Genomic DNA, 16591 nt, shown 5'->3' on the forward strand with positions numbered 1-16591 from the left:
TCGATAATGCCCGAGCAGCAGAACGACATCGACATCAAGCCGCGCAGCCGCGTGGTCACCGACGGCATCGAAGCCACGACTTCCCGCGGAATGCTCCGCGCGGTAGGGATGGGTGATGACGACTGGGATAAGCCCCAGATCGGCATTGCTTCGAGCTGGAATGAGATCACCCCTTGCAACCTGAGTCTGGATCGACTCGCGCAGGGGGCTAAAGAAGGGGTGCACTCCGGCGGCGGCTATCCGTTGCAGTTCGGCACGATTTCGGTGTCGGATGGCATCTCGATGGGCCACGAAGGCATGCACTTCTCGCTCGTATCTCGAGAGGTCATCGCTGACTCTGTCGAGACCGTGATGATGGCGGAGCGTCTCGACGGTTCGGTGCTTCTTGCTGGTTGCGACAAGTCAATCCCCGGCATGCTGATGTCAGCGGCCCGGCTGAACCTCTCGAGTGTCTTCCTGTATGCCGGATCTATTGCGCCGGGCTGGGTGAAGCTCAGCGATGGCACCGAGAAAGACATCACGATCATCGATTCGTTCGAGGGCGTTGGTGCGTGCATGGCCGGTCGCATGACTGAAGCCGACCTGAAACGCATTGAGTGTGCGTTCGCGCCGGGTGAGGGCGCATGCGGTGGCATGTACACCGCGAACACGATGGCATCCGTCGGCGAAGCCCTCGGACTCAGCCTGCCAGGGTCTGCTGCGCCGGCCGCAGCTGACCGTCGCCGTGACTTCTATGCCCACCGCTCCGGTGAGGCCGTCGTGAACTTGCTTCGTCTCGGTATCACCACGGGCGACATCCTCACCAAGGAAGCGTTCGAGAACGCGATCGCGCTCGCGATGGCACTCGGCGGCTCCACGAATGTGGTTCTGCACCTCCTTGCCATCGCGCGCGAAGCTCAGGTTGATCTTGACCTGCACGATTTCAACCGCATCGGCGACAAGACTCCGCACATCGCCGATATGAAGCCGTTCGGGCAGTACGTCATGAACGATGTAGACCGGCAGGGTGGAATCCCGGTGATCATGAAGGCGATGCTCGACGAGGGGCTGCTCCACGGCGACGCTCTGACCGTCACGGGCAAGACGCTCGCTGAGAACTTGGCTGATCTGAACCCTGACCCCGTCGATGGGGACGTCATCCACACTTTCGACAATGTGATTCACGCCAGCGGCGGCATTACGATTTTGCACGGTTCGATGGCTCCCGAGGGTGCCGTCGTGAAGTCGGCAGGGTTCGACGCTGACGTATTCGAAGGCCCCGCTCGCGTGTTCGAGCGCGAACGCGGCGCAATGGACGCGCTCGAAGCCGGTGAGATAGCCGCAGGTGACGTCGTCGTCATTCGGTACGAGGGACCCAAGGGTGGACCGGGAATGCGCGAGATGCTCGCGATCACCGCGGCCATCAAAGGCGCGGGACTCGGAAAAGATGTACTACTCTTGACAGACGGCAGATTCTCAGGCGGCACAACCGGACTGTGTATCGGCCACATAGCACCCGAAGCAGTGGACGCAGGTCCAATTGCCTTCGTGCGCGATGGTGATCTGATACGGGTCGATATCGCGGCTCGCACTCTCGACCTACTCGTCGATGACGCAGAGCTCAGCTCCCGCCGCGAAGGCTGGGAGCCACTTCCCCCGCGCTATACCCGTGGCGTCCTGGCCAAGTACTCCCGACTCGTTCGTTCTGCTGCGCAGGGCGCAACGACCGGTTGAGCTTCGCCGCAGACATCTCACTCGACTGATCAAGGATCATCATCATGCCCGCCGAATCTGCAACGGCCGTTCCGCGGCCGCCCGCACGCACCGCGTCCGCGCCTGTGCTCACGGGAGCGCAGGCGGTCGTCCGCTCGCTGGAACTGCTCGGTGTTACCGACGTGTTCGGCCTGCCGGGCGGCGCCATCCTGCCCGTGTACGACCCGCTCATGGACTCCACCGAGCTGCGACATATTCTGGTTCGCCACGAACAGGGTGCCGGCCACGCTGCTGAAGGGTACGCCTCAGCATCCAACAAGGTTGGTGTCGCGATCGCGACCTCAGGGCCTGGCGCCACCAACTTGGTAACGGCGATCGCCGACGCCTACATGGACTCGGTGCCGATCGTGTGCATCACCGGTCAGGTCTTTTCGAACCTGATGGGAACCGATGCCTTCCAAGAGGCAGACATCGTGGGCATCACCATGCCGATCACGAAGCACTCGTTCCTCGTGAAAGACGCGTCGGAGATTCCCGGCGCGATCGCGGCGGCATTCGAGGTCGCGGGCACCGGTCGACCGGGTCCTGTGCTCGTTGACATCACCAAAGACGCCCAGCAGGCCGAAGCGCCATTCATCTGGCCGCCGAAGATCGACCTGCCGGGATACCGTCCGGTGACCAAGGCGCATGGCAAGCAGATTCAGGCCGCCGCACAGCTCATTGCTGAGGCGAGCAAGCCTGTGCTCTACGTCGGTGGTGGCGTGATTCGTGCCCGCGCGTCTGAAGAGCTGCGCGCACTGGCGGAGATCACCGGTGCACCCGTGGTGACTACCCTCATGGCGCGCGGTGCCTTTCCGGATTCGCACCAGCAGCACCTCGGCATGCCCGGCATGCACGGCACAGTCCCGGCGGTGTTGGCACTGCAAGAAGCCGATGTGTTGGTTTCGCTGGGAGCACGCTTCGATGACCGTGTCACGGGCAAGGCTGCGCTCTTCGCGCCAAACGCCAAGGTGATCCACGTCGACATCGACCCGGCAGAGATCGGCAAGATCCGAGCAGCCGAGGTGCCGATCGTAGGAGACCTCAAAGAGGTGCTCGTCGACCTCGAAGGCGCCTACCGTGCGGCTTCGGCCGAGGGTAAAGCCGATATGACCGAGTGGTGGTCGTTCCTCGATGGCCTCCGCGATGAGTTCCCTCTCGGCTACGCTCAGCCGACTGACGGACTCATGTCGCCGCAGTATGTGATTTCGCGCATCGGCGAGCTGACCGGGCCTGAAGGCGTCTTTGCCTCTGGTGTGGGTCAGCACCAGATGTGGGCGGCCCAGTTCATCAAATACGAACGACCAAACGCCTGGCTGAACTCCGGTGGTGCGGGCACGATGGGCTATTCAGTGCCCGCGGCAATGGGCGCCAAGGTGGCTGAGCCCGACCGTCACGTGTGGGCGATCGATGGCGACGGCTGTTTCCAGATGACCAATCAGGAACTCGCGACGTGCGCGATTAACAACATCCCGATCAAGGTCGCTATCATCAACAACTCTTCGTTGGGGATGGTCCGCCAATGGCAGACGTTGTTTTACGACGGCCGTTATTCGCACACCAACTTGAACACCGGGCACGGTACGGCGCGCATTCCCGATTTCGTGAAACTCTCAGAGGCGTACGGGTGTCTCGCGATCCGCGTCGAGAAGGAAGAAGACGTGGATGCTGCGATTCAACTCGCGCTCGACACCAACGATCGACCGGTGGTGATCGATTTCGTGGTGAGCGCCGACTCAATGGTGTGGCCGATGGTGCCGCAGGGAGTCAGCAACAGCTACGTCCAATACGCGCGTGATCACGCACCGTCATTCGATCAGGAGGACTGAGTCATGACTACACACGTGCTGAGTCTTCTGGTAGAAGACAAGCCTGGCCTGCTCACCCGCGTTGCCGGTCTTTTCGCCCGTCGCGGATTCAACATCGAGTCTCTCGCCGTGGGCGTCACCGAGGTGCCAGGTCTCTCTCGCATCACGGTCGTTGTCGATGTTGACCAGCTGCCGCTAGAGCAGGTAACCAAACAACTCAACAAGCTCGTCAACGTGCTCAAGATCGTGGAGTTGGACTACTCAACCTCTGTGCAGCGCGAGCACATACTCGTCAAAGTGCGGGCAGACAACACCAACCGTTCGAACGTGCTCGAAGTGGTGAGCCTGTTTCGTGCATCGGTTGTCGATTACGCACCAGATGCGATCGTGGCCGAGGTGACCGGCGACAAGGGCAAGATCGACGCTTTCCTTCGCGCGCTCGAGCCGTTCGGCATCAAAGAGCTCGCACAGAGCGGCTTGCTCGCCATCGGACGCGGTGGCAAGAGCATCACAGAGCGCGTTTTGCGCGGCTGACATCAATTCAAAGACCACAAACAAGGAGAAATACCCCCATGGCTGAGATTTTCTACGACGCCGACGCTGACCTGAGCATCGTTCAGAACAAGAAGGTCGCGATTGTCGGTTACGGCTCGCAGGGTCACGCCCACGCGCTCAACCTTCGCGACTCCGGTGTTGAGGTCGCGATCGCGCTCAAGGATGGCTCGAAGTCGGCTGCCAAGGCCGCCGACGAGGGCTTTGAAGTCAAGAGCGTTGCTGATGCGACCAAGTGGGCTGACATCATCATGATCCTGGCTCCCGACCAGTACCAGCGCTCAATCTTCACCGACAGCATCAAAGACAACCTCACCGACGGCAAGACGCTTGCTTTCGCACACGGTTTCAACATCCGTTTCGGCTACATTGACGCGCCCGAGGGTGTTGACGTCATCTTGGTCGCGCCGAAGGCTCCGGGGCACACCGTGCGTCGCGAATTCGTTGCCGGTCGCGGTATCCCCGACATCATCGCCGTGGAACGTGATGCTTCGGGCACCGCATGGGCGACTGCGCTGTCGTACGCGAAGGCCATTGGTGGCACGCGTGCTGGCGTTATCAAGACCACGTTCACCGAAGAGACCGAAACCGACCTGTTCGGTGAGCAGTCTGTTCTGTGCGGTGGCACCTCGCAGCTCGTTCAGTACGGGTTTGAGACGCTGACCGAGGCGGGCTACCAGCCCGAGATCGCCTACTTCGAGGTACTTCACGAGCTCAAGCTCATCGTTGACCTCATGTGGGAAGGCGGCATCGCCAAGCAGCGCTGGTCGATCTCTGACACCGCCGAGTACGGCGACTACGTATCGGGTCCCCGCGTTATCGACCCGAGCGTCAAGGAGAACATGAAGGCGGTGCTCGCAGACATCCAGTCGGGTGCTTTCGCTAAGCGCTTCATCGACGATCAGGATGCTGGCGCTCCCGAGTTTCTCGAGTTGCGCGCCAAGGGTGCAGACCACCCCATTGAGGCGACAGGCAAGGAGCTTCGCGGACTCTTCGCGTGGAAGCAGACCGACGAGGACTACACCGAAGGCAGCGCCGCGCGCTGACTTCCTTCTAGACCGCCGTCCCATCCGGCACGGCTCTTGACCGGCCGCCAGACTCCTAACCCGGGGTGTGGCGGCCGGTCTTATCACAGCGCCACGGTTCATGTTCGGTCGGTGTGAGAGACGTGAGCGGGGCTACGCTGGAGATGTGAGTTCAGACCGAGACGACGCCCTCAGCTGGGACGGCGATGACGACCCCACGCTCGATGCTGCTCCGGCCGCAGCGCCAGCGACGGCTTCGTCGCTTCCCAAGGGCTACCACGCGGTGGGCAAGGGGAGCGAAAGTGTCCGTGATGCCTCGCAGGCTTCGCCCGTCGCTGACGCTCCCGATGCGACGGTCGAAAGCGAACCTGAGTCTTCTGGTGCGGCGAAGCCGATGGGCAACGCCGCGCTGGTGACCACCGGAGTTCTCGGTGGCGCGTACGCACTGTACGTAATTGGCTGGGTTATCGGGGGACTGCGGCTTCAAGGTCTCGCGCAGTACCTTGTCACAGACTTCATGTTTCTTGCCAGCTTCTCGTTGGCGGCGCTCGCGCCGGTCATTTGGTTCGGGACGACGCTGCTGCTCACCCGGCATTCAAAGACCTGGGTGCGTATCGCCTGGCTCTTCGCCGGTGTGATTCTTCTCGTGCCGTGGCCGTTCGTGATGACAGGGACGGTGGGTCAGTGAGTACTGAAGCGATGGATGCTGCGCCCGCGGCGGCACGCAAGTCTCCTACCTGGCTTGTAGCGACGATTTCCGGTTTCTTCGGACTCTTTTACGTCTATGCCATGTGGAATGCGATCGGCAATCTCGTCCAAACGGTTCAGGTCGCGAGTGATCTTGGACTGAGCCTGAATGCGCTTGGCTGGTTCCTATGGATCTTCGCAACACTGTTTCCGTTGCTTATCTGGGGTGCGGCATTCGCGTTGGCTTCTCGGCGTAGAGCGCACGAGCTCTTTCTCATCATGCTGACGGGCCTCGCGCTGGTCGCGGTGTTCTGGCTGAACGTGATCGCCTATTCAACCCTCAACACTTCTGTGCTGGTGGGGTGACCTGCAGCGTCATACGGTGCGCTGTGGGTATGCGGGCGCGATAGGCTGGAGTCGATATCGCCCCGGTGCCGTGTGGCGTGTAACCCAGTCGTTTCGCTCTGCCGTCGCGCACTGCCCCAAAGGAATCACCTCGTGACGAAGCCTGTCGTGCTCATTGCCGAAGAACTTTCTCCTGCGACGATCGAGGCCCTCGGCCCCGATTTTGACGTTCGCCAAATCGATGGCGCTGACCGTGCCGTGCTGTTGCCAGCTTTGGCAGACGCGCATGCGGTTCTGATTCGATCTGCAACCAAGATGGATGCTGAGGCGATTGCAGCCGCACCCGTGCTAAAGGTGATCGCTCGTGCAGGCGTCGGCCTCGACAACGTCGACATCAAGTCGGCTACGACCGCGGGCGTCATGGTTGTGAATGCGCCGACCTCGAACATCATCTCGGCGGCCGAGCTCACTGTCGGACACATTCTGTCGCTAGCGCGCCGCATTCCTGCCGCGCACGCTTCCCTCGCAGAGGGGTTGTGGAAGCGTAGTTCTTACACCGGCGTTGAGCTTTTTGAGAAGACGGTCGGCATCATTGGTCTCGGACGCATCGGTGCGCTCATCACTGCGCGCCTGCAGGCGTTCGGAGTCAGCGTTGTCGCGTATGACCCATACGTCACGCCAGCGCGCGCACAGCAGCTCGGTGTGACGCTCGTGAGCCTCGACGAGCTGCTCGCACAGAGCGACTTCGTCACGATTCACATGCCGAAGACTCCCGAGACGACAGGCATGATCGGTGCAGAGCAGTTCCGCATCATGAAGCCGACCGCCTACGTCGTGAATGTTGCGCGCGGGGGTCTCATCGACGAGGAGGCGCTTTACACGGCGCTCACCACGAATGAAATCGCCGGCGCAGGTCTCGATGTCTTCACAAGCGAACCTCCGAAGCCTGACGGCACGGCCTTTCCGCTGCTGAGTCTGCCAAACGTTGTCGTCACCCCGCACCTGGGAGCCTCCACCGATGAAGCGCAAGAGAAGGCTGGCGTCTCGGTGGCCAAGTCGGTAAGGCTCGCGCTCGAGGGTGACCTGGTGCCAGACGCCGTGAACGTCGCGGGCGGCGTGATCGACCCATTTGTGCGCCCCGGAATCGCGCTCGTCGAGCAGCTGGGGCAGTTCTTCACCGGACTCGCGCAGAGCGCTCTCACGAGTCTCGACATCGAGGTGCGCGGTGAACTCGCCAAGTACGACGTCAGCGTCTATCGCCTCGCAGCACTCAAAGGCATCCTCGCCAATGTCGTGAGCGAGAACGTCTCGTACGTCAACGCCCCGCTGTTCGCAGAGCAGCGCGGTATCGAGACGAGACTCATCGTTGAAGAAGAAAGCCCGCAGTACCGCAACATCACGATTTTGCACGGCACGCTCGCCGATGGCACCGTGTTGAGCGTCGCGGGAACCCTTGCGGGAACGCGAATGATTCCCAAGGTCGTGGGCATCAACGGCTATGAAATCGAGGTGCCGATTGAGCGCCACCACGTCGTGATGCGCTATGCGGATCGCCCGGGAATCGTAGCGATCTACGGTCAGAAGCTCGGCGGTGCGGGAATCAACATCGCGGGCCTGCAGGTTGCCGCTCCCGATTCGACCGGGCGTGCGCTTTCGGTGCTGACAGTCGATTCACCGGTTCCTGATGCACTGCTCGACGAGATGCGTGCGGCGGTTGAGGCGGATCTCTTTCAGCAGATTGAGCTCACCGAGGCTTAGGCGCTAGGGGCGAGTGGCCCGTTCGACGAGTTTGATCAGAGCGTCCATCGCTGGCCCGGTAGGCACAGGGCCAGCGACAGCAGAGCTTGCGAGTGCGTTGTTGTAATAGAGGCCATCACTGACGAGCATCACTAGGTCGTGCGCGGTTTCGTCTGCCACGTGCGGGCGAATCGCGTTGCTCCACCTCTCTCGCACATCGTGCAGCGCTGTGACAGCGTGCGCGTTTCCTCCCTGCGCGAGGCGTGACACCGCGATAAACACGCGGTCAAGGGCGCTGCTCTCCATCGCTGATGAGCGCATGAAGTACGCCACCGGTCCTTCGTTGGCTGTCGTGATTTCGGCAATGTCATCGTCAACGAGCACGCTCAATCGTGCGACCAGGGCAAGCTCGAGGGCTTCCTTCGTGCCGAAATGATAGAGCAGGCCGCCCTTAGACACTCCGGCGGCACGGGCGGTGGCCTCCAACGTGGCCGCGCGCTCACCATCAGCGATCATGATCTGCTCGAACGCGTCGAGCACTTTCTCGCGAGCGAGGGGAGGGCGACTCATGACTTGATCGTATCGACAGCGTGTTCCATGCTCTGATACTATACCGGCTGGACGGTAAAGAAACTGAGGACCAAATGATCACGGCCACACTAAGGCAGCCCGGCGTCGTTGACGGCGAGCGAGTGGGCTGGCGGGGGTGGGTAGCCCTTGTTGTGCTGATGCTGCCTGTGCTGCTTGTCTCGGTCGATAACACTGTGCTCAGTTTCGCCTTGCCTGCCATCGCGCTCGACCTAGAGCCCAGCAGCGCTCAGCAGTTGTGGATCATTGATGCCTACCCCCTCGTGCTGGCGGGATTGCTAGTCACAATGGGCTCGCTCGGCGATCGCTTCGGTCGCAGGCGCATGCTGCTCATCGGCGCCTCGGGATTTGCCGCGGTCTCTGTGCTTGCCGCGTTTGCACCCACTGCTGGGCTCCTCATCGCTGCTCGTGCACTGATGGGAGTGTTCGGGGCAATGCTGATGCCCTCCACGCTTTCGCTGCTGCGAAGCATTTTCACGAACCGTGATCAGCGGCGCTTTGCGATTGCCGTATGGGCCGCTGCGTTCAGCGCCGGCGCGGCGCTAGGACCAATCATCGGGGGAGTGTTGCTTGAGCACTTCGCCTGGGGATCGGTGTTTCTCATGTCGGTGCCCGTGCTCATTCCGTTGCTGATACTCGCCCCGTTGTTAGTTCCCGACAGTCGTGACCCTCAGCCCGGCCCCCTCGACCCGGTCAGTATCGGCTTGTCGATGGCTGCCATGGTGCCGTTTGTCTGGGGCATTAAAGAGCTCGCCGTACATGGCCTAGAGAGCTGGGGAATTCCGCTCATCGTGACCGGCGCGATCTTCGCGGTCATCTTCGTGCGCCGGCAGATTCGGGCGTCAACGCCGATGCTCGATATGGCGCTGTTCAAAAACAGTGCGTTCAGTGGCGCGCTGCTGGTCAACCTGTTGAGCGTAATTTCGCTCGTGGGCTTCTTGTTCTTCGTTACCCAGCACTTGCAACTGGTGGTCGGGCTCAGTCCAATCGCCGCGGGCCTCGCTCTCGTTCCGGGGCTGCTGGCCATGATTCTCTCTGGCCTCACGGTGGTGCCCATTGCCAAGCACCACGCACCCCGCATCGTCGTGCCGGTTGCTCTGACGTTCTCGTTAATCGGATATCTCGGCGTCGCTATGTCAACCGACAACCTATGGATGCTTGTGGCTTCGTTCGTGTCTCTCGGCATTGGCATCGGCGCGGCCGAGACGGTGTCGAACGAACTCGTGCTCGCGAGCGCGCCGCCGCAGAAGGCGGGTGCTGCCAGCGCAGCATCAGAAACGGCGTACGAGCTGGGTGCGGTACTTGGCACCGCAATGCTCGGTGGCATTCTGACCGCTATCTACCGCACCAGCTTCCTGGTACCCGCTGGTGTACCCAGTGAGTTTGCGTATGACGCACGCGAGACACTGGCTGGTGCTACTCACGCGGCGAGCGAGCTCGGTGGACCGGTTGGCGATGCGCTACGAGTGGCTTCGACGCAGGCATTCGACGCGGGAGTAAGTGTGACAGCGTTGATCGGGGCCGGCCTGGTTGTTCTCGCGGCGGTCATCGGGGCGACTACCCTGGGAGGGACCCGCTCGGCAACAGCTGTGGAGCATTGATCCTTCGGCGGGGCACATCCCAGAACTACAAGGAGAGCGATGTCGCGCGTCCCTGAACCCAGTGTCATCAAACTCGCCGTTATCCCCGGTGACGGCATTGGCCCTGAAGTGATCGCGGAAGCCGAAAAGGTGCTCGAAGTTGCAACCGCGGGCAGCAGCATCCGGTTCGAAAAGTCGCGGTTCTCGCTGGGCGCCGCGCGTTTTCTCGAAACGGGCGACACTCTTACCGATGATGATCTCGAGGCGATCGGTGCTCACGATGCGATTCTGCTCGGCGCGGTCGGGGGCGTGCCGGGTGACGAACGGCTGAAAAACGCGAACATCGAACGTGGACTATTGCTGCGACTGCGGTTTGCCCTTGATCACTACGTGAACCTGCGACCTTCGAAGCTCTACCCGGGAGTTCCTGGACCTCTCGCGCAGCCAGGCGCCGTTGACTTCGTCGTAGTGCGTGAAGGCACCGAGGGCCCCTACGTCGGCAACGGGGGATCGATTCGCACCGGAACCGCCCACGAGGTCGCAAACGAGACGAGCGTGAACACGGCATACGGCATCGAGCGAGTCGTGCGCTACGCCTTCGAATTGGCTGAGCGTCGCAACAAGAAGCTCACGCTCGTGCATAAGACCAACGTGCTCGTGCATGCCGGAGGTATGTGGCAACGCATCGTGAACACGGTGGCGGGCGAGCACCCTGATGTGGCCGTAGACTACCTTCACGTCGACGCGGCAACGATTTTCCTGGTCACAAACCCGGGCCGCTTCGATGTGATCGTCACTGACAACCTTTTCGGTGACATTCTCACTGACCTGGCTGGCGCCGTCACCGGTGGCATCGGCCTCGCCGCTTCGGGAAACATCAACCCCGACGGCGCTTTCCCCTCGATGTTTGAGCCGGTTCACGGATCAGCGCCCGACATCGCAGGACAGCAGAAGGCCGACCCTACGGCCGCGATCTTGTCCACCGCTCTACTGCTCGATCACCTCGGGCTGGCAGCCGAAGCACAGCGCGTCACCCGCGCAGTGGAAGAAGACATCGCGGCGAGAGACGGCAGCCCTCGCGCGACTGCGCAGATTGGCGACGCTATCTCTGCTCGCCTGCAGGCGTAATCTGAGACACGGCAGCGACGCCCCAACTACCAGCCAGGATGTGAAGACATGACTCTCCTCGACCCCGACACTGATCTCGCCCCTCTCGAGTTCGCCGTCACCCGCAACCTTGCCGCCAAGACCGCCGCCGAACGCGAAGAGATACTCGCGAACCCGGGATTCGGCCAGAAGTTCACCGACCATATGGTGGATATCTGCTGGTCGATCCGCGGCGGCTGGCACCGCCCCCGTGTGCAGCCCTACGGACCGATCGCACTCGATCCGGCCGCTGCGGTGTTGCACTACGGCCAAGAGATCTTCGAAGGTATCAAGGCCTATCGTCATGCAGACGGCTCGGTGCATACTTTCCGTCCCGATCAGAACGGCAGACGCCTGCAGCGCTCAGCGCGCCGACTTGCGCTGCCGGAACTGCCAGTGCAGTACTTCGTCCAGTCGTTGCGCGAACTGATTGCAGTTGATGAGTCCTGGGTTCCTTCTGGTGATGACCAGAGCCTGTATTTGCGGCCGTTCATGTTTGCCAAAGAAGCGTTCCTAGGAGTGAGACCTGCACAGAAGGTTGGCTACTATTTGATCGCCAGCCCGGCAGGCGCGTATTTCAGCGGCGGCGTGAAGCCGGTCACCATTTGGCTCAGCGAGGACTACGCCCGAGCAGGTAAGGGCGGTACTGGCGCGGCAAAGACGGGCGGCAACTACGCGGCGAGCTTGCTGCCTCAGTCAGAGGCCTATGAGAACGGCTGCGACCAGGTGGTATTCCTCGACGCAGACCGCAACGTCGAAGAGCTTGGCGGCATGAATGTCGTTTTCGTATACAAAGATGGAACGATCGTGACGCCGCAATCGCCGTCGATTCTCGAGGGCATCACCCGCGATTCGATCTTGCAGCTGGCCAAGGACCGTGGTCACAAGGTGGAAGCTCGAGAGGTTTCGCTGCAGGAGTGGCGCGACGGGGTGGCATCCGGAGACATCGTAGAGGTCTTCGCGTGCGGCACCGCCGCTGTGGTCACCCCGATCGGCGCGCTCAAGAGCGCCGAATTCATCGATGAGCAGCCGATTGGCGAGCTTGCACTGTCGCTGCGCGAAGAGTTGACCGACATTCAGCACGGTCGCCGCGAAGATAAGCACGGCTGGCTCGTGCGTCTCGATGTGTGATCTGTCCTAATCCTGCGGCGTGGAGCCGGCGGCGTTGCCGTCGGCTCTAAGCTGGTCAGGTGAGAATCGCGCGCTTTAGCCACCAAGAGGGCATCAAGTACGGAATTGTCGACGAGACCGATCTGGTCGTGCTGTCTGGCGATCCTATGTTCGCAGGATTCGAACCGACGGGTGAACGTGTCCCGCTCGCAGACGCAGCCCTGCTGGCGCCGGTGATTCCGCGTTCAAAGGTTGTTTGTGTGGGCCGAAACTATGCGGATCACGCGGCAGAACTCGGCAACGAGCTTCCGGCCGAGCCGATGCTCTTCTTCAAGCCGAATACGGCGGTGATTGGCCCGGGCGATGCGATTGTGAGGCCGAAGCAGACCACGTTGACGAGCTTCGAGGGCGAACTTGCTGTCGTGATTGGCCGCATTGCGAAGAACGTTCCTGCGGACTCTGCGATGGATTACGTGTTCGGCTACACAATCGCTAACGACATCACGGCTCGTGATCTGCAGAAGACCGATGGCCAGTGGGCGCGTGCGAAGGGCTTTGACACTTTCTGCCCGCTGGGTCCCGCAATCGAGACAGAATTCTCATTTGACGACGCTCGCATCACCACGACCGTAAACGGAGAGGTCAAGCAAGACGGACCGATCAGCGACATGATCTTCTCGGTTGCTGAGATCATCGAGTACGCCTCGGCCGCTTTCACTTTGCTGCCCGGAGACGTCGTTCTCACTGGCACGCCTGCCGGTGTCGGTTCGTTCGTGGCCGGTGACATCATCGACGTCGAGATCACCGGACTGGGTCGACTGCGCAATATCGCACGAGACGCGTAGCGCGCGCGCCCGTGACGTCCGCTACGGGCGGTATCTCGCTCATCCCCAATGACATTGCCCGCGTTCAGCGACGCATGGTCGCTGTGCTTTCACTCGGTCAGGTGCTTGGCGGTGTTGCCTTCGGCGCGACGATCTCGCTCGGCGCGGTGCTGGCTGCTGATATCTCGGGTGACGACGCGTTCTCAGGGCTCGCTACGGCGGCAGTGACCTTCGGCACCGCCGCGATCGCGGTGCCGCTCGCGGCATTGGCGAGACGTGGTGGGCGTCGACCAGCTTTGGCGACGGGAATGCTGATCGCTCTCGCCGGAGTGGTTATGGTGATCGCCGCGGCGTCGTTGCGATCCTTCCCGCTTTTGCTCGTCGCGTTCGCGCTCGTCGGGGCGGGACAAGCGGCGAATCTGCAGTCTCGGTTTGCTGCCGCCGACCTGGCCACCGATAGGTCTCGCGGCCGTGATCTCTCGCTGGTTGTGTGGGCTACGACGATTGGCGCGGTGCTCGGACCGAACCTCACCGGACCAGGCGAGATGCTCGGCAATGCCGCAGGAATGCCACCCCTGACCGGACCGTACCTGTTCACTGTTGTGGCACAGATATTGGCGATCGCGCTCTACCTGACACTGCTGCGTCCAGACCCGTTGCTGTTGGCTGTTCGAGTGACGGCACATGCAGCGAGCGCTTCAGACGCTCGCATTGCCAAGCCCGACGCGCCTGCTCTTGCCAGGTACTCGATCTTCGCGATTGCGGCGGCGCACGGTGTGATGGTGTCGGTGATGGCAATGACACCGGTTCACCTTTTGCACCATGGGGCGTCTCTCAGCGTCATCGGATTCACCATCAGTCTCCACATCGCGGGGATGTACGCACTCTCGCCAGTGTTCGGCATTCTTGCCGACCGCATGGGGCGCATTCCGACAATTCTTCTCGGGCAGGGCTTGCTGGCGGCAGCTTTGATTACTGCTTCGTTCGGCGAGGCCTCCACGCTGGCGGTGACTGTCGCGCTCGTACTGCTCGGGCTCGGGTGGAGCGCAGCCACTGTTGCTGGGTCTGCTCTGCTGACCGAGGCGTCGTCCGAACAACAGCGCACGCGTCGGCAAGGCTTGAGCGATCTCACAATGAGCCTGGTGGCAGCCATCGGTGCAATTCTTGCGGGCGTTGTCTTGGCGTGGATCGGATACGGCGGCTTGTCGCTGGTCGTGAGCGTTGCGGTCGTCGCGACGATAGTGCTTTCGATCGTGGTGGTACGTCCACAGCGATAGGTGGTCGCAAAGCTAGCCTCGTGTGCATGCCCATTTCATCTCGCGTTGCACTCGCGCAGCTCAACAATTCACGCAGCGTCACCAATGGCGTGGTGTCAGCGTCGCTCATGGCCGTGATGACGTTGATCGAGCCACGCCGGCTCACCACCGTGGGCAGACTCTTCTATCGCTTGTCGATGGCCGTACTCACCGCATGGGGCGTGTGGGTGGTGTTGAGAAGTGACGACGACGGCACCTTGCCGGCCGCCGCGCGCGCTGGCGTCACCGTGGGCGCGGCAGGGGCGACGCTCGGGATCGCCGAAGCCGGGGAAGCGCTGGATGCTCGCCTGAGCGACAGCCTCGTTCGCGCAGGCGCCACACGGCCGCGCGCCATCCTCGCTGTCGGCGCCGCAGCGGTCTCGCTCGCTTCGTGGTGGGTGGCCCGCACACGCCCAGAAACAACGCAGCAGGAGTGCTTCGACGAAGGAGCTGCCGAACAGCAGGTAGACGTGTCAGACGAGGTTCGTGCAATCGTTTCGCAGCTACTCATGGTGAGCAATGAGTTTGGCGCGCCTGAGCTGCGCGCGCAGCTTGCCTCTGCTCGCGCATCGGTCTATCAAGGTTCGCAGCTCGGTGCCTTCTGGCCCGGGGTCGGATTCCGGGTTCCTGCAGATCTGCCTCTGGCTGTGCCTGGCGATGCGACATTCCCTGTCATCGGCCGCTACCGCGCGCTTGGAGACCGCACATTTGACGTCTACCTGGTTGTGCAAGAAGGACGCCTTGCAACCTTGGCCATCAGCGAAGCGCGCGACTGGACGGACGAGGAACTTGAGTCATGGATGGATGCTGACCACGGCCTTCAGGAACTGGGCAGTTGGCCGTCCGTCGACGAACTCGACCTGCTGATTGAGACTGCCGAGGGGTATCAACTAGCGACGGCGCTAGCAGCTGAAACCAACCCCTGAACTGGTCGCAGATACCCAAAGGTCATGGCCCGTCAGCGACCGAGTGCAGTCGCGGCGTTTTCCACGTCAGTCATATCGTTGAACACGTGAAACGCCAGGCGAGCGCGGCCGGCACGGCCTGATGCTGTGATCCCCGCGGCATTGAGCTGGCTCAGAGCCTGGCCGTTCGGATCGCTCCACGTGACGATGGCGCTCGCGCGCTCGGGCGCAGAAAGATCCAGGCGTGAACGAAAAGCCGCGGCGAGAGTGGTGGTGTAGTCGTGGAGCTCGACGGGGTCGATCGAGGCGAAGAGCTGGAGAGCAGGTTCTGCGCCGACGAATGCCTGCCAAGCGGGCGACACATCGAACCGGCTAGCATCGACCGCGAGATCACCATCGCCGCCGTAGCACGTTGACCATGGATCGCCGCCCGCGTACCAGCCCGCAAAGAGCGCGGGCATCTCGGCAGCCAGTTTCGGCGACACAGTGAGGAACGAAACTCCGCGCGGTGAGCACAGCCATTTGTAGGCATGGCACACCACGGCATCGAATTGCTTGGCGTCGACTTTCAACCATCCGACCGCTTGTGTTGCGTCACAGAAAGTACGCGCGTTGCACGCGCGTGCGGCGGTGGTGATCGCGTTCACATCGGCCACTTCTCCCGTCGCCGACTGCACGACCGAGAACACGACGAGCGCAGTGTTGTCGGTGATCGCGTCGGCCAGAGACGCCAGGGGGGCTGCGCGAACGATCAGGCCGTTGGGGGAGTGCACGAACGGCAACACGATGGAAGAGAAATCGCCTTCCGCGACGAGTACCTCGGCGCCTGCCGGCAGTGACGCTGCCAGCAACGCCGTGGTGACAGAAACCTGCGAGCCTATCGCGACACGAGTCGCGTCGACGCCGACCAGACTGCCGAATAGCGCCCGCGAGTTCTCGACGGTCGCGCAATAGCCACCGAGGTCAATGTGACCACTGGAGGTCGCGTTCAAGTCAGCGATGACAGCCGCCCTGGTGCCGCGCGACGGGAGGCCAGACGTGCAGGCAGCAAGATAGCCCCGGCCTCCGGTGAACTCACGACGCGCGTCCGCAACCGAAAGCATGTCGACGCTCTGGGCGGATGTGGTGTGCACAGTCGAGGAATTCATGTTTTAACCATGCGCGCGAACCACACCATATGTCTACGGGAGGTGTTGCATGAAAACAATAAGCCCGTGTTATGTAACGATCAGCGCGAAACCGGGCCTATCGTGTGCAT

General features: G+C 61.9%; 15 protein-coding genes. 13 read left to right on the plus strand and 2 right to left on the minus strand.

The window, feature by feature from the left end:
* Positions 1-6: 6 nt before the first annotated feature.
* The 7 genes from ilvD to serA all read left to right on the plus strand — a co-directional run bounded on the left by ilvD (position 7) and on the right by serA (position 7906).
* Positions 7-1713 (plus strand): dihydroxy-acid dehydratase, encoded by a 1707-nt coding sequence (gene ilvD / locus AB0O81_RS01460; protein WP_363580484.1) that lies wholly within the window; start codon positions 7-9, stop codon positions 1711-1713.
* A gap of 44 nt (positions 1714-1757) precedes the next feature.
* Complete coding sequence (locus AB0O81_RS01465; RefSeq protein ID WP_363580486.1) at positions 1758-3560, plus strand: acetolactate synthase large subunit; 1803 nt, start codon at positions 1758-1760, stop codon at positions 3558-3560.
* A gap of 3 nt (positions 3561-3563) precedes the next feature.
* Positions 3564-4073, plus strand: coding sequence for an acetolactate synthase small subunit (ilvN, locus tag AB0O81_RS01470; protein ID WP_363580488.1), 510 nt, complete (start codon positions 3564-3566; stop codon positions 4071-4073).
* A gap of 38 nt (positions 4074-4111) precedes the next feature.
* The gene (gene ilvC, locus AB0O81_RS01475; RefSeq protein WP_363580490.1) at positions 4112-5137 is read left to right on the plus strand and encodes a ketol-acid reductoisomerase; all 1026 of its coding nucleotides are present in this window, start codon (positions 4112-4114) and stop codon (positions 5135-5137) included.
* A gap of 145 nt (positions 5138-5282) precedes the next feature.
* Positions 5283-5804: a DNA polymerase III subunit gamma/tau gene (locus AB0O81_RS01480; RefSeq protein WP_363580492.1), complete on the plus strand. Its 522-nt coding sequence runs from the start codon at positions 5283-5285 to the stop codon at positions 5802-5804.
* Positions 5801-6169: a bacitracin resistance protein gene (locus AB0O81_RS01485; RefSeq protein ID WP_363580494.1), complete on the plus strand. Its 369-nt coding sequence runs from the start codon at positions 5801-5803 to the stop codon at positions 6167-6169. The genes AB0O81_RS01480 and AB0O81_RS01485 overlap by 4 nt, the downstream gene beginning before the upstream one ends.
* A gap of 132 nt (positions 6170-6301) precedes the next feature.
* Positions 6302-7906 (plus strand): phosphoglycerate dehydrogenase, encoded by a 1605-nt coding sequence (gene serA, locus AB0O81_RS01490; protein WP_363580496.1) that lies wholly within the window; start codon positions 6302-6304, stop codon positions 7904-7906.
* 3 nt (positions 7907-7909) lie between these two features.
* Here serA and AB0O81_RS01495 read toward each other — a convergent pair whose 3' ends face one another.
* Positions 7910-8455 carry a TetR/AcrR family transcriptional regulator gene (locus AB0O81_RS01495; protein WP_363580498.1) on the minus strand — a complete coding sequence of 182 codons (546 nt, stop codon included), beginning with the start codon at positions 8453-8455 and terminating at the stop codon, positions 7910-7912.
* A 74-nt stretch (positions 8456-8529) separates the two neighbouring features.
* Between AB0O81_RS01495 and AB0O81_RS01500 the strand changes: the two genes are divergently transcribed.
* The 6 genes from AB0O81_RS01500 (at position 8530) to AB0O81_RS01525 (ending at position 15354) form a co-directional block, all read left to right on the plus strand.
* The gene (locus AB0O81_RS01500) at positions 8530-10074 is read left to right on the plus strand and encodes an MFS transporter (protein WP_363580500.1); all 1545 of its coding nucleotides are present in this window, start codon (positions 8530-8532) and stop codon (positions 10072-10074) included.
* 39 nt (positions 10075-10113) lie between these two features.
* Positions 10114-11181: a 3-isopropylmalate dehydrogenase gene (locus tag AB0O81_RS01505; RefSeq protein WP_363580502.1), complete on the plus strand. Its 1068-nt coding sequence runs from the start codon at positions 10114-10116 to the stop codon at positions 11179-11181.
* A gap of 48 nt (positions 11182-11229) precedes the next feature.
* Positions 11230-12330: a branched-chain amino acid aminotransferase gene (locus AB0O81_RS01510; protein WP_363580504.1), complete on the plus strand. Its 1101-nt coding sequence runs from the start codon at positions 11230-11232 to the stop codon at positions 12328-12330.
* 59 nt (positions 12331-12389) lie between these two features.
* The gene (locus tag AB0O81_RS01515) at positions 12390-13154 is read left to right on the plus strand and encodes a fumarylacetoacetate hydrolase family protein (RefSeq protein WP_363580506.1); all 765 of its coding nucleotides are present in this window, start codon (positions 12390-12392) and stop codon (positions 13152-13154) included.
* A gap of 74 nt (positions 13155-13228) precedes the next feature.
* Positions 13229-14410, plus strand: coding sequence for an MFS transporter (locus AB0O81_RS01520; RefSeq protein WP_363580881.1), 1182 nt, complete (start codon positions 13229-13231; stop codon positions 14408-14410).
* Between the two features lie 26 nt (positions 14411-14436).
* Entirely contained in the window at positions 14437-15354 is a 918-nt protein-coding gene (locus AB0O81_RS01525) for a hypothetical protein (protein ID WP_363580508.1), read from the plus strand.
* Between the two features lie 32 nt (positions 15355-15386).
* Here the strand turns inward: AB0O81_RS01525 and AB0O81_RS01530 are convergent, their stop codons facing one another.
* Positions 15387-16436: an aminotransferase class V-fold PLP-dependent enzyme gene (locus tag AB0O81_RS01530; RefSeq protein ID WP_363580883.1), complete on the minus strand. Its 1050-nt coding sequence runs from the start codon at positions 16434-16436 to the stop codon at positions 15387-15389.
* Positions 16437-16591: the final 155 nt, after the last annotated feature.

Source organism: Microbacterium sp. NPDC076911 (assembly GCF_040687125.1).
Lineage (GTDB): Bacteria > Actinomycetota > Actinomycetes > Actinomycetales > Microbacteriaceae > Microbacterium.